This is a genomic window from Paraflavitalea soli (genome assembly GCF_003555545.1).
Classification (GTDB): domain Bacteria; phylum Bacteroidota; class Bacteroidia; order Chitinophagales; family Chitinophagaceae; genus Paraflavitalea; species Paraflavitalea soli.
This window is the reverse complement of sequence record NZ_CP032157.1, coordinates 2,451,787-2,467,213: the sequence shown is the minus strand read 5'-3', so window position 1 is coordinate 2,467,213 and position 15,427 is coordinate 2,451,787. Positions and strand designations below refer to the sequence as shown.

The window sequence follows — 15,427 nt, the reverse complement described above, 5'->3', positions numbered from 1 at the left end:
GGTAGCTTTGTTTTTCTCCCAAAAGCGATCTGTCATGTGCCATAACGTATTGATAATTGCTCCGTCACGAGAAGTACAAAAGGTATTATCAGATAAGATAAGTGTAGCTTACCAGCTCTTTACCGCCATTGATCATCCTGCTATCCTAACAGTATTAAAAGAACACCCGATCGACCTGGTCATTTGCCTGGCTGTTGACAGACCGGCAACGGGTTATTTCTGCTGCCGCCAGCTCAAGTCGGACAATATTTCGGCCCATATCCCTTTCATCCTGATCACGCGCGAGGAAAGTTTACAAATTCATATTAAAGCGCTTGAGGCAGGAGCTGACGTGCATATTGGCGGGCCTGTCTTCCGGGAATGCCTGGATGCCCATATGCGCAACCTGATCACGAACCGGGGTAAGATCCGCCAGCATTTTCAAAAAAGAGCGGCCGGGGAGGATCAGGTACCGGAACAGGATGGAAAAGGCCAGATCATGCGCCAGCTGACCAGTTGTGTTTTGAGCCTTCAATCGCCTGAGGGCATTAGTGTTGACCAGTTGGCCCGGATGATGCATATGAGCAGGCCGACGCTGTACAGGAAAATAAAGGATATTACCCATCTCACGCCCAATGAACTGATCAATGAGGCAAGGTTGAGAAAAGCGGCCGAATTACTGGCTGAAGGAGAATACAAGGTGCTGGAAGTGGCACGTATGGTGGGATATGGCAGCCCGAGCAGTTTCGGCAAATCATTCTTAAAACAATTCAAGGTGACGCCTGCTACCTATCAACGGATGAAAAAGATCATGGACGCAGCATGACGGTTTGTAAAAATCAATAGCACAGATGTCTAAAGGGGCCTGTTTAGCCGGATTAATCGTAGATTAGCCTGTTACTTCTGTTTGGTTGCCCGATTGAGAAAAGATTACTGTAATGATTGTTTGCCGCCACCTCCTTTTTGTCATCATTGTCCTTGGCCTGCGGCCAGGTGAAGCGCAGGAAAACGCCCTGCATTTTATCAATTACAGCAGCAAAGACGGCCTTTCTTCCAATACGGTGACGGCAGTCCTGAAGGACCGTTATGGGTATATGTGGATGGGTACTGAAGACGGGCTGAGCCGGTTTGACGGTTCGCGTTTTACCATTTACAGCTATAATGCCACGGACACTACGACGATTCGCACGAATAGTATTTTAGCCTTGTATGAAGATCCGCAGGGCAACCTGTGGGTGGGCACCCATAAGGGACTCTCCCTGTATGACCGGCAGCGAAATACCTTTCGTAATCTCAACATCACCCGGGGTGGTTCTGTACGCACCCTGTGCAGCGATCACGAGGGGAATCTCTGGCTGGGCGGCTATTCGGGCCTGTACAAATACAATCCGGTTACGGAAACTGCACAATATTATGCGCCGGAGGACGGCAGAAGCCACCTGGTTTCGGGTATGATCATCAGTTTGCTGGAAGACAGCCAACGCAGACTGTGGATCGGCACCATTGCCGGCCTGCAGCTCTACCGCCCGGCCACCAATGATTTTGCCTTATATGCAGGACCAAAAGGCGATTCGGCGATCTCTGATCACCAGATCCGCATCATCCGGGAAGACCCTGCGGGCAATATCTGGGTGGGCACCCTGGATGGCGGCCTCAACAAGCTGCCCCGTGGTGGAACGGGCTTTGTGCATTTTAAGGCCGAAGCAGCCAGTATCCATTCGCTGAGCAGCAATCGCATTTACGATGTAGCTTTTGATCAAAACGGAAAACTATGGGTAGGTACTGAAAAGGGCCTCAATATACTGGATGGGGAAAGCGGCAAGGTACAGCAGGTGATTGCCAATGCCCGCGACAAATTCAGCCTGAAGGGAAATTCGATCCGGTGTATCTATATCGATAAGCAGGGGCTTTACTGGCTGGGCACGTACCAGAGTGGTATTAATAAATACGACAAGAACCTGACGGCCTTTGGCCTTGTGCACAGTAATCCTTTTGATCCGGCAGGATTGAGTGCGCCAAAGGTCACTTCTTTTGCGGAAGGGCCCGATGGGCGTATCTATGTGGGTACGGATGGAGGCGGGCTGAACCTGTACAACCGCCGGACAGGGTTGTTTGACCGGGTGCCGGTTGGTCAGGAGCCGCTGCCCATCATGGCCATGGAGCGGGTGGGGGATGAACTGTGGATGGGGACTTTTTTGCAAGGCATTTATGTACTGAATATGAAGAGTGGAGCGATACGACACTATTCGAAAGGGGACGGGTCTTCGGGACTTTTGAGCGACGAAGTTTTTTGCATCCGGCAGGACCGGCGGGGTAATGTATGGATCGGCACCAATGGCAAAGGGGTGCAGGTATATGTGCCCGGTAAAAAAGTATTTCAAAAATTAGGGGATTTTATAGCAGGTGCGGGTGGTGACAAGCGTCCGGAGATCGGTTTCATGCGTGCCATTGAAGAAGACAGTGAAGGTAAGATCTGGATGGCTGCGCCCGGTCGTGGCATCGATATGTATGATCCTGCCACGCATACTTTTTGGATGTACGGCCGCAGACAGGCCGGTGGATTACCGATCGACGAAGTGCAATGCCTGATGGCGGAGAAGGATGGCGTGTTGTGGGGCGGTACCGGTGGCAGGGGTCTTTGCCGGCTGGATTTCAGGCGCGATAGTTTCAGTATCTATACAACGCGCGATGGGCTGGCCAGCGAGGTGATCTGGAAGATCATGGAGGATAATACGGGCAAATTGTGGATCAGTACCAATAAGGGGATCAGCCGGCTGGATCCTGCGAAGGCTGGCATTAAGAATTTTACCTACGAGAATGGGCTGCAGCGAAGCGGATTTACGCTGGGTGCGGGACTGCTGACCAGTAATGGCGAGATGTACTTCGGCGGGATCGATGGGTTTAATTATTTTACTCCTAAAGCGCTTCACTATAACCGTAATATTCCTGCTGTGATCTTTACAGGTTTGAAGGTGGATAATAATACGGTGACGCCGGGTGAGCACGGGATCATCGAAGCCGATATTTCCATGGCCCGCCAGATCAGGCTGGATTATAAGCAAAATTTCTCTATCGATTTTAATACGCTTGACTATACGAGCCCCAACGAATGTCAATACCTGTATAAGCTGGAAGGGTTCAATACGGACTGGAATGCTATCGGGGGTAATAAGACTGCTGTGTTTACCAACCTGGATCCCGGGAGGTATACCTTGCTGGTGAAAGCTTATAGTCCGAATGGCGAGTGGACCAGCGAAGCAGCCAGGATGGTTGTATATATTAAACCACCTTTCTGGCGAACGGGATGGGCCTATACATTTTATGTACTGTTGGCTGCTTTTGCGCTGTGGGGCTTCCGGCAGCGGGCTATACGCCGGCTGCAGCGGAAGTTTGCAGCAGAACAGGAACGCCGGCAGATACAACAGCTGATCGAGGAAGAAAGAAAAGAAGCGGAGCGTCAACGCGCCTTTGATGAAGTGAAGATCAGGTTCCTCACCAACCTGAGCCATGAATTCCGTACGCCCATTTCACTTATTGCCGGGCCGGTGCAAACTTTGCTGGAGGACGAGATCGACCAGGAAAAGAAGAGCAAGTTGTCGATGGTGAAGCGGAATACGCGGCGATTGCTTAACCTCGTGAACCAACTGCTTGATTTTCGCAAACTGGAGGAGCAGGAACTGCGACTGAATAAAACGCCCGGCGATATCGTTCCCTTTGTCCGCGATGTAGTAGAATCATTCCACGACCTTGCGGATCGCCGCCATATCAACTTTAGCTTTCAAAGTTCCTTTGATCGCTACTATACCCAATTTGACAGGGACAAGATCGAACGGATATTGTTTAACCTGCTCAGTAACGCTTTCAAGTTTACCGGTCGTGATGGAGAAGTAGACATGCGGCTGCGTAAAGAGGACGGCCATGATGGCATCGTGATCAGTATTGCCGACAATGGTATTGGTATGTCGGAGGAAGAGCAGGATCATATCTTCGATCGTTTTTTTCAGGGCGAAACGGCCCCGGGTGTCATGAACCAGGGCAACGGTATCGGATTGTCCATTACGCGGGAGTTTGTGAAACTGCATGGTGGTTCCATTCATGTGAGCAGCCAGATCGGTAAAGGCAGTGAGTTTACCATCCGGCTGCCGCTGGAAGAGCAGGCGCCGCCGGTTGCTGAACCCCTGGCAGGCGAACTATCGGTGGTGCGGACTGAACTACCGGAGGGAGCAGTTGATGTGCCGCCGCCACAGGAGTTCCTGACGGTATTGATCATCGAGGACAATGAAGATTTTCGCAGCTACCTGCGCAGCAATCTCAAACCGTATTACAAAGTGATAGAAGCTGTGGACGGGCAGGAGGGGTGGCAAAAAGCCCTTTCGGGACATCCGCATGTGATCGTAAGTGATATCAGTATGCCTTATATGGATGGGATTACCCTGAGTAAGAAGATCAGGGCCGACAAACGGACGGCACATATCCCCATCATCCTGTTGACTGCCCTTACGGGTGGGGCCTATCAGCTGAAGGGTTTGCAAACCGGCGCCAGCGATTACCTGACGAAACCTTTCAGTACGGATATCCTGAAGCTGAAAATTCAAAACCTGGCATCGCTCAACCAAAGTCTTAAAGCGGCGTACAGCAGACGACTGGAAGTGAGTACGGAGCCCGGTGAGGTGGAAAGCGAAAATGACAAGCTGCTGCTCAGGATCACGAACTATATCGAAGAGAATATCGACGATGATAAATTGTCGGTTGAGCAGCTGGCCAAACACCTGTGTATGAGCCGGGCGACGCTTTACAATAAGATCGTCGACATCGCCGGTGAGACGCCGGTTGAGTATATCCGCTCTGTACGACTTAATAAGGCGGCTGTATTGTTGGAAAAAAGTGATATGCGCATTGCGGAGATCGGGTATACGGTAGGATTTCTGACGCCCAATTACTTTGCCCGCGCCTTTAAGGCGAAGTTCAATATGTCCCCTACGGAATATGTAACCCTCAAGCGGAAGCCGGCCAGTTAGCAGGTTGCCAGGGGCATCCTGAACATTTGTACCAGTAATTTTCACAAATGTAGTACCTCGCGGCGGCGGCCGGCCCTTAGTTTTGGCTGTAAATCAGCACCGAATAATGAAGCATTTTACTGCGAAAACGATTGCACGGATCCAGCCTTTGATGTATGGGTTCGTATGGGGGCTGCTCTGCGGCTTGCCTGCCATAGCACAAAAAAGTGTACCTGCCGGCAATGAGCCGGTATTCACCCGGTTCTCTTACCAGGGCAATGATCGGCTCTACACGGATAATCCGTTGCAGGAAGGCGAATTTTACAGTCCCATCCTGCAGGGCTGTTATCCTGACCCGAGTATTACGCGCAAGGGCAATGACTATTACCTGGTCAATTCTTCTTTTTCCATGGTGCCGGGCGTGCCTATTTTTCATTCCAATGACCTGGTCAACTGGAAGCAGCTTGGCCATGTGCTCGACCGGCCTTCTCAATTGAAGGTGGAGAAAGCGGGTATTTCAGCGGGCATTTATGCGCCGGATATCAAGTACAACCCGCATAACAATACCTTTTACATGATCACCACGCAGATAGCAGGCGGTATCGGCAATATGGTGGTGAAAACGCAAGACCCTGCGAAAGGGTGGAGTGATGTGATCAAACTTAAGTTTGACGGTATCGATCCTTCTTTGTTTTTCGACGACAATGGCAAGGCCTATGTGGTACACAATGATGCGCCGCCCAGGGGCAAAGCGTTGTACAATGGTCACCGGGTGATCAAAATATGGGAATATGACCTGGAAAAGGATGCGGTGATCGAGGGTACGGACAAGATCATTGTGGATGGCGGTGTAGACATTACGCAAAAGCCCATCTGGATCGAAGGTCCGCACCTGTACAAAAAGAACGGACGTTATTACCTGATGTGTGCGGAAGGCGGTACAGGCGGCTGGCACAGTGAAGTGATCTTTGTAAGTGATGATCCGAAGGGCCCTTTTAAGCCCGCCAATAACAATCCTATACTGACACAGCGTCACTTTCCCAAAGACAGGGCCAATAAAGTGGATTGGGCCGGGCATGCGGACCTGGTAGAAGGCCCCGGCGGTAAATATTATGGCGTATTCCTGGCCGTAAGGCCCAATGAAAAGCAACGGGTAAATACGGGCCGGGAGACTTTCATTTTACCGGTTGACTGGAGCGGTGAATGGCCTGTATTTGAAAATGGATTAGTGCCTTTGAAGGCGCGGACGAAGATGCCAGCCGGTGTAAAGAACCAGGCAGGTACGAATGGTTTTCTGCCCAATGGTAATTTCTCCTTCACGGACGACCTGACTGCCACCAGGCTGGATTTCCGGTGGATCGGGGTGCGGGGCGCCCGGGAGAATTTTAGCAGCACTTCAAAGGCTGGTGTGCGGATCAAGCCTTACCCGGTAACGATCAAAGCTACTGAACCTACTTCGACCTTATTCCTCCGGCAGCAGCATGCGCATTTCGAGGCTACGGTGCAGCTGCAATACAAACCAGCGTCGGAGAAAGACCTGGCAGGTATCGTATGCTACCAGAAAGAGACGTTTCAATATGTATTTGGCATTACCAAAAAAGGAAATGATGATTACGTGGTGCTCGAAAGAACGGAGAACGGTAAATCGACGGTGGTAGCCAGTGAGAAAATCACTTTGGGCAACGCGCTGCAACTGAAAGTAGCTGCGCAGGGAGATGCTTACACGTTTAGCTATTCTACCAACGGTCAAGCGTTCACTGCCCTGGGCGGCACGGTTTCGGGCGATATCCTGTCGACCGATGTGGCTGGTGGATTTACCGGCGCCTTGATCGGCTTGTATGCAACATCGGCCAATGATGTGGTGGTGCCTTAGAAAATAGACAAATTTTGGAGGATAGATTCCGGAAGAAAGACCTTTAGATTGGGTGAGCCGCCCTCAAAGGGCGACCCACCCTCAAAGGGCTACCCGCGCTCAAAGGGCGACCCACCCTTACACTGCCTTCCACAGCCTGATAGTAGCGGCTGCCTTTTTAATAAGGCAGCCGCTTTTTTAATACATTGAAAATTATTGTTTTAGGTAATAGGTTAGCACAAATTATAGCGTTTGTTTTTGACATTCGTCCTAGTTATTTAGCGTTTACAAGCATATCTTTTTCTATGGGGGTGATAGTTTTGTTTTGTCGTAGCTCCTATTCTACAACCCAAAACGATTGCCATATGACGCCAAAGCGATCCCTACAAAGGGACTTTTTCCGTTCCACTCCAATTAGTGTATTATTTACAATTATTAAATCAGTTACTGCTCAAACCGTTTCGCGACATCCTTCCTCCAGGTCAGGAATGGGCGCCCCGTACTTTGCGTCCATGCGGCCAGGTTGGTGACCGGTACCACTGATCGATCTTTTGCCAAACAATATTCAACCATTAAAAAGCTCATCATGATTCTCAGTTCAATGATGCGGAAGGGGCTTGTCGTGACCGTATGGGTGCTATCGACCCTTTTATGCTGTAACCCCTTATTGGCGCAGCAGGCGCGCATAGTGAAAGGGGTGGTCTTAGATGCCAAAGGTGCTCCCATTGCCGATGCCTCCATTAAAGTACAGTCCAACGGGGCCAGTACCAAAACCGACAAAGAGGGAAAGTTCTCTTTGTCAATCCCGGCCGGTAACCAGTTGCTGCTGGTGACGCATGTTGGAAAAACGAACCAGGAGATCCGGATCGGCCACCAGGATCATTATGTGGTGAACCTGACGGATGTTGCTTCGGACCTCGAAAATGTAGTGGTGGTTGGTTATGGCCAACAGAAAAAAGCAAGTGTGGTAGGCTCTATTGCACAAACTTCCGGCAAGGTGCTGGAACGTACAGGCGGTGTTTCGAATGTGGGTATGGCCTTAACGGGCAACCTGCCGGGCCTGGTCACTTCTTCCAGCAGCGGTATGCCGGGTGCGGAAGATCCCATGATCATCATCCGGGCGCAGACTACCTGGAACAACGCCTCGCCGCTGATCCTCGTGGACGGTATCGAACGGTCTATGAGTGCTGTTGATATCGCTTCGGTAGAAAGCATTTCGGTATTGAAAGACGCTTCTGCCACGGCAGTGTATGGGGTGCGGGGAGCAAACGGGGTGATCCTCATCAACACCAAGAAGGGCGTTGATGGAAAAGCTACTATACAGATCCGTTCGAATGTAACCGCGAAGGTAGCTTCGAAGCTGCCGGCAAAATATGATGCTTATGATGCCTTATCGCTGAAGAACCGGGTGATCGAAAATGAGCTGATGATCGCACCGGGCGGGTGGGGCGCCATCAAGCCACAGGCTATTATTAATAAATACCGTAATCCTGCCAACGATGTAGAGTGGGACAGGTATCCCAATGTGGATTGGGAAAAGGAATTGTTCAGGAATAGTGCGATGTCCTATAATACCAGCGCCAATGTATCGGGCGGTTCGAAGTTTGTCACCTATTTCGCCGGCATTGACTATACCTACGAAGGAGACCTGTTCAAAACCTTCGATAACAACCGGGGATACAAATCGGGCTATGGCTATACGCGTGTGAATGTGCGCAGCAACCTGGACTTCAACCTGACGAAGACCACGAAATTCTCCACCAAATTATTTGGCTCCAACGGGGTGCGTCAACTGCCCTGGAATGCGGCTGATGGGGACCAGGGTTACTGGATCTCGGCCTATCGTTCGGCTCCGGATGCTCTACGGCCTGTTTATTCAGATGGGACCTGGGGATTTTACTCACCCCGCAACGCGGATGTACCCAACTCGGTGTACAACCTGGCGGTTTCGGGTTTAGAGAAAAGGACCAATACACAGCTCACTACTGACTTTATTCTTCAGCAGCAGCTGGATGTTATAACGAAAGGATTGAGCTTCAGGGGCAGTTATTCGCTTGACAATACTTTCCGGGAGACTCAACGGGGCATCAATGATCTGTACAATGGTCCCCAGCGTAAATGGATCGATCCGGAAACGGGTGTAGTGGTGCTGGAAAACCAGATCAATACGGGTACGCAACTGGACTACTTGGACATGGTGCGCTGGACAAACCAGGCAGGTGTTGTGGACAGGGGAGCTACGTATCGCCGGCAGAACTACATGCTGCAATTGAACTATAACCGCCGGTTTGGCAAACATGAAGTGATGGGGCTGGGCCTGTTTCAACGGGAGAAGATCGCCACGGGTGGTGAGTTTCCCAATTACCGGGAAGACTGGGTGTTCCGCGCCACCTATAGTTATAATTCCAGGTACTTTTTTGAATCGAATGGGGCCTACAACGGCTCTGAAAAGTTTGGCCCTGATTTTCGTTTTGCCTTCTTCCCGTCCTTTTCGGCAGGATGGATGATCACAAACGAAAATTTCATGAAGGGACTTGATTTCATTGACCAGCTAAAAGTACGTGGATCCTGGGGTAAGGTGGGTAGTGACAATGTGAACGGACGCTGGCTTTACAGGGACCAATGGGCTTATGGCGGCAATGTGGTGATGGGAAATCCTGTAACCTCGAATACGCCTTATACTTTTTACCGTCAATCCTCCCTGGGTAATCCGAATATTTCCTGGGAAACGGTGGAAAAGCGCAATATCGGGGTGGACTATAGTTTCCTCAACGGACAAATTGCCGGTAGTGTAGATGTATTCAGGGATATCAGAACGGGTGTTATCATTCCCGGTAACCAACGTGCGGTGCCAACTTATTTCGGCACGACGGCGCCGATGGCCAACCTGGGAGAGGTTTCGGGCAAGGGTTATGAACTTGAGCTGCGGCTCAATCATATGTTTGAAAATGGCATACGGGTATGGGCCAATACAAATATGACGCATGCTGAGAATAAAGTGGTATTCCGGGATGATCCTGAATTGTTACCGTCCTATCGCAAGCAGGCGGGGCATTACCTGGGACAGTCACGGGCCTATTTAAACGAAGGATTCCTCAGCAGCTATGATGATATCTATGGCAGTACGCAGCGTACCACCAACAATCAGAATAAACTGGCCGGCGACTATAATATTATCGACTTCAATGGCGACGGTGTGATCGATCAGAACGACCAGGTGCCCTATGGGTACAGCAGTTCGCCGCAGAATACCTACAATGCCAGTGTAGGCATAGAATGGAAAGGGCTGAGCTTGTTTGTACAGTTCTATGGTGTAAACAATGTATCGCGCTTTGTTGACTTCCCCACGTTCAACACGTATTCGGGATCGAATGTAGCTTATGTAGAAGGCAGCTACTGGACCAAGGAAGCAAGCGGTGATCTGCCGCTTCCCCGGGTAGCCACGCAGAACGGTTTTGGCGGAGAGGGAACACGCTACTTCTTTGACGGATCTTATATGCGTTTGAAAAATGCGGAAATAGGTTATTCCCTGCCACAAAGGGCATTAAAATCATTGGGGATCAGGACCTGCAGAATATACCTGAATGGCAATAACCTGTTCTTGTGGACGAAGATGCCGGATGACCGGGAATCGAACTTTGCAGCCAGCGCGAGCGGCGGCGCTTACCCTACTGTAAAACGGTACAATTTCGGTATAGACCTCACTTTATAAATTCTTAGATGGTATGAAAAAGCATTTTACAACCCTATTGTTGCCTTTAACGATGGTGCTGGCAATCATCGCAGGTGCAGGCTCCTGCACAAAGTACCTGGATAAGTCTCCGCTTGCCGATATCAATGAAACGGAGGCTTTCAAAAACTTCCGCAACTTCCAGGGCTTTACGGAAGAATTGTATGGCTGTATTCCGTTGATAACAGGCATCGGCTCGCACAATAACTGGAATTTCGGCGACGAAGAAATGTGGGAGCCTACAGAAACACGCCTGCTGGCTTATAATATTGACCAGGGCGATTATTGGGGATGGAATACGGCCATTTTCGGTTCCTGGTTCAAAACCGGGGGGACGCCGGCGCCGGGTAATTCCAACGACCGTGGTGTAAAAGGAAACCTGTGGGGGCTTTCCTGGTATGGCATCCGTAAGGCGAATATCGGTCTTGCCAACCTGGACAAACTGACTGAGGCTACGCAGGAAGAAAAAGACCTGATCGCCGGCCAGCTGTATTTCTTCCGGGGCTGGTTTCATTTTATGATGATGCAGTATTGGGGAGGTCTTCCCTATATAGATACGGCGCTGCCGGCGGATGTGACGCCCAAACTTCCCCGCCTGAACTATCAGCAAACGGCGGATAAAGTAACGCTGGACCTGCAGCGGGCTGCGGATCTGCTGCCGGTCAACTGGGATGCCTTAACAGCCGGGCAGGCAACCATCGGCAATAATAATTACAGGGCCAATAAAATTATGGCGCTTGCTTTTCTGGGCAAGAACCTGCTGTTGGCCGGAAGCCCTTTGATGAACAGGGTATCGACGGGTAATAGTTCTTATAATGCTGACTATTGCAAGAAAGCCGCCGATGTTTTAGGCCAGGCCTTGCAACTTACGGAGACTACAGGCCGGTATGAGCTGGCTAACTTTTCGGAGTATTCGAAATTGTTTTATACGTATAACCAGGGTGGTGCGGTACCCGGTCTGAAGGAAGCCATCTTGCTGGAAAACCTGGCAGATGTAGGAGGCCGTTTTCGCTGGAACCAGGTGAACGATTATCGCCCCATGACGATCAACCCATCAGGTATTAAAGTGTATCCTACGGCAAATTATGTGGATCTCTATGGCATGGCCAATGGTCTGCCCATTCCTGATCCGGAAAAGCCAGATGCAGAATCGGGTTATGATCCTGAGTATCCCTGGAAGGGGAGGGATCCCCGTTTCTATAACGATATCGTAATAGACGGAGAAAAATGTGTGAACAACCCCAGTTTCGTAGGCAACAATGAATTCCGCCAGTATGCCAGTTTGTATACCGGTGGTCTGTACAGGACAGATAATGCTACCAAAAAAGTATTTACGGGGTATATGTTCACCAAATTCTTTCCAAGACTGGTAAACGATTATGATGGTTACCGCGATAATAATGCGGTGGCGCTGAGCCTGCTGCGCCTGGCTGATGTGTACCTGCTCTATGCTGAAGCTGCTTCGGAAGGATACAATTCTCCCACCGGCAAAGCACCGGGATACAGTAAGACAGCGGTAGAGGCCGTTAATTTCATCAGGAACAGGCCCGGATTGGGCGTGGGGCCGGTAGCTGCCAAATTCCTGGGTTCGCAGGATGCTTTCAGAAGTGAATACAGGCGGGAGCGGGCCGTAGAACTGGCTTTTGAAGGCCATCGTTTTGTGGACCTGCGCCGCTGGCTGCTGCTGACGCAACGTCCTTATACCCTGAAAAAAGGGATTGAATTTGATCGTGGTTTACCCAACGCGCAGGTGTATGCCGATCCCAGGAATGCCAGGGTGAAAAACTTTAGAGAGACGGTGTTGTTTGAGCGACAACTGGGTGAACGCCATTACTGGTTCCCGTTCATCGTGAGTGACGCAAATATGTACCCGGAGTTTAAGCAGAACCCAGGTTGGTGAGGAATGAGGCAACGAGGCATAGAGGCAACAAGGCAACGAGTGATAAGCGTTTTCTTAGCTAAACTTAATATAGAAATTCATGAAGCATATAAAAATATTATTGATAACCTGTGGGCTGGTGGCAAGTGAACTGGCTGTCCGCGCACAGGATACCACCATCAATGCGGGGCCGGATAACAATGCCGTGCAGGTGGCTTTCGGAACGGTAGCTAAAAAGGATCTGCTTGGTGGCGTTTCTACTGTGAACGTTTCGGAACTGTTGAAAAAGAACTATGGTGTTTACAGCCTCGACAACCTGCAAAGCCTGGTGGGCGGTTATACAGGCAGTGTGTGGGGACAAACGCCGCTCATACTGGTAGATGGTATTCCACGCCAGGCTTCGGAGGTGCGTTTGGTGGAAGTGGAATCTATTACGGTATTGAAAGGGGCGAGTGCGGTGGTGTTGTATGGCAGCAATGCGGCCAAAGGGGCTGTGCTCATCACTACCAAGAGAGGAAGCGCGAAAGCGCTTACCATCGATGTACGGGCCAATACGGGGATTTTTGTTCCCAAAGGATATCCCGCTTACCTGAATGCCGCCAACTATATGACGTTGTACAATGAGGCATTGACCAATGATGGGCTTTCTACGGTTGGTGCGGGGTATAGCCAGGGCACGATCGATAGCACCAGGGCCGGCACTTATGGTTACAAGTACCCGGATATCGATCTGTTCAGTTCGAACTACCTGAAAAAGGCATTTTCCCGGTCGGATCTTACTACTGAGATCTCCGGCGGCAATGAACGTACACGCTACTATACCAATATCGGCCTTACGTATAACAACGGCATCGTGAATTATGGGGATCAAAAAAAGAACAATGATTTTGCCTTTAAGATCCGGGGTAATGTAGATATGGACCTTAACAGCTGGCTTACTGCCTCTACGGACGTAGTGGCCAATGTATCGGATAATTATACGGGAAGGGGCGATCTCTGGGGCGCCTCCTCTACGGTGACGCCTAATTTCAACCGGTATTTGCCGCTAATTCCCATCGACAGGCTTGATCCCAACAACAGCGCGCTGCAAACGATGGTGAAGAACAGCAATCACGTGATCGACGGGAAGTATCTGCTGGGCGGGCAAGCCGGTAATCTTACCAACGCACTGACGGATATGCTGGCTGCCGGCTATATCAAGACCCGGAACCGCACTTTTATGTTCAACGTGGGTGCCAATGCCAACCTGGATGCGGTGTTGAAAGGTTTGTCTTTCAAAGCGGGCTACAGCATGGATTATACTTCGATCTATTCCGAAGCCTACCAGGTGGCATATGCAGTCTACAGGCCGGAATGGTCGCAGGTGAACGGACAGGATGTGATCACGAACCTGCAAAAATTCAACAACGATCTGAATACGACCAGCGAAAGCATCGGCCGGACAACTTATACGCAGACGATGTCCTTTCGTTCGCAGTTCAATTATGACCGTACATTTTCCCAAAAACATAACGTAACGGCATCGTTGCTGGGCTGGTGGTATATGACGCAATTTTCCAGCGATGCGGATAACGAGGGCGGCAGTGATTATCATCCCATCAGGAATACCAACCTGGGGTTTCAGGCAGGCTACAATTACCTGCATAAATATTATCTTGATCTTTCCGGTGCATTGGTGCATTCTGCCAAACTGCAGCCAGGCAAGCAGCAGGCAATATCTCCCACCGTTAGTGTAGGATGGCGCATCAGCGATGAAGCATTCTTTAAGGACCATGTATCTTTTGTGGACGACCTGAAGCTATCAGCTTCCTATGCCTCTGTAAAACAGGACCTCGACATTACGGGTGTGCGCCCCGATGGCACGCCGACGGATTATTATTTGTATGCCAACTATTATGGCAACAGTGGTGCGCTGGCGGGCTGGTATCCCTGGCGTGATGGGGTTGCAGGCGGCTTCACTACACTTTCCGGAAGGGGCGGCAATCCTGATCTGACCTTTATCAAGCGAAATGAATTCCGGGTAGGTCTGGATGCCTCCTTGCTGAACAGGCTGATCACGGTGGATGCGAATTATTTTTTACAAAAAACCAATGGGCTGCTCTCCAGGGGTAATACTGTTTTCCCTTCTTATTTTACCGGTTCGGGTGATTTCCGCCCCTGGTTGAATTATAATAACGACCAGCGTTCGGGGGTAGACTTTGCTGTGAATCTGAACAGTTCGATTGGCAAGGTGCAATACTCCCTGGGAGTAACGGGCATGGTATACTCGAACAAAGCCGAACGCAGGGATGAATTGCAGCCGGAAGGGTATATGAACAGGGCGGGCAAGGACCTGGATGCGGCCTGGGGCTATATCAGTGAAGGCTTTTTCCAGAGCCAGGCAGAGATAAATGCTCATGCTACCCAAACCTTTGGTGAAGTGCGGCCCGGTGATATCCGGTATAAGGACGTGAACAACGATGGCTTGATAGATTACCGCGACCAGGTTGACCTGGGACGCTATGGCTGGGGGGCCAATCCGTTCAGCTTTGGCATCAACCTGACGCTCAAATACAAGCAATTCACCTTATTTGCTTTGGGCAGCGGACAAACGGGAGGCATTGGTTTCAAGAGCAGTTCCTATTACTGGCTGAGGGGTAATGGTAAATTCTCTGAGGAGGCCTGGGGCCGCTGGACAGAGGCCACCAAAACTACGGCTACGTATCCCCGCCTTACTTCCGGCGCCGGCAATAACAATTACCAAAACTCCAGTTTCTGGCTGTTCAAAAACAACCGGTTCAACCTTAGCCGGGTACAACTTACGTATGACTTTAGCCAGGACTTTTTCAAGCATTCGATCATTCATGGCCTGAGCCTGTACGTACTGGCGGACAACCTGCTGGTGGTATCCAAAGAACGCGAACTGATGGAGACGAATATAGGAACCGCGCCGCAGTACCGCTTTTATAACCTGGGTGTAAAGGCTTCCTTTTAATGAACAATAAAGTGCG

The 15,427-nt window shown here is 50.4% G+C and carries 6 protein-coding genes; all 6 read left to right on the top strand.

The annotated features are described in order from the left end of the window. The first annotated feature begins 34 nt into the window (after window positions 1-34). The 6 genes from D3H65_RS09065 to D3H65_RS09040 all read left to right on the top strand — a co-directional run bounded on the left by D3H65_RS09065 (window position 35) and on the right by D3H65_RS09040 (window position 15,411). Window positions 35-805 carry a response regulator transcription factor gene (locus tag D3H65_RS09065; protein ID WP_119050002.1) on the top strand — a complete coding sequence of 257 codons (771 nt, stop codon included), beginning with the start codon at window positions 35-37 and terminating at the stop codon, window positions 803-805. A gap of 112 nt (window positions 806-917) precedes the next feature. Beyond that, complete coding sequence (locus D3H65_RS09060; protein ID WP_119050001.1) at window positions 918-4,997, top strand: hybrid sensor histidine kinase/response regulator transcription factor; 4,080 nt, start codon at window positions 918-920, stop codon at window positions 4,995-4,997. A gap of 106 nt (window positions 4,998-5,103) precedes the next feature. Further along, a complete protein-coding gene (locus tag D3H65_RS09055) occupies window positions 5,104-6,849 on the top strand; it encodes a glycoside hydrolase family 43 protein (RefSeq protein WP_211345655.1) in 1,746 nt (581 codons plus the stop codon). 565 nt (window positions 6,850-7,414) lie between these two features. Then, window positions 7,415-10,540 carry a SusC/RagA family TonB-linked outer membrane protein gene (locus tag D3H65_RS09050; protein ID WP_119050000.1) on the top strand — a complete coding sequence of 1,042 codons (3,126 nt, stop codon included), beginning with the start codon at window positions 7,415-7,417 and terminating at the stop codon, window positions 10,538-10,540. Between the two features lie 13 nt (window positions 10,541-10,553). Beyond that, window positions 10,554-12,458, top strand: coding sequence for a RagB/SusD family nutrient uptake outer membrane protein (locus tag D3H65_RS09045; protein WP_119049999.1), 1,905 nt, complete (start codon window positions 10,554-10,556; stop codon window positions 12,456-12,458). A gap of 79 nt (window positions 12,459-12,537) precedes the next feature. After that, window positions 12,538-15,411, top strand: coding sequence for a SusC/RagA family TonB-linked outer membrane protein (locus tag D3H65_RS09040; protein ID WP_119049998.1), 2,874 nt, complete (start codon window positions 12,538-12,540; stop codon window positions 15,409-15,411). The last annotated feature ends 16 nt before the right edge of the window (window positions 15,412-15,427 follow it).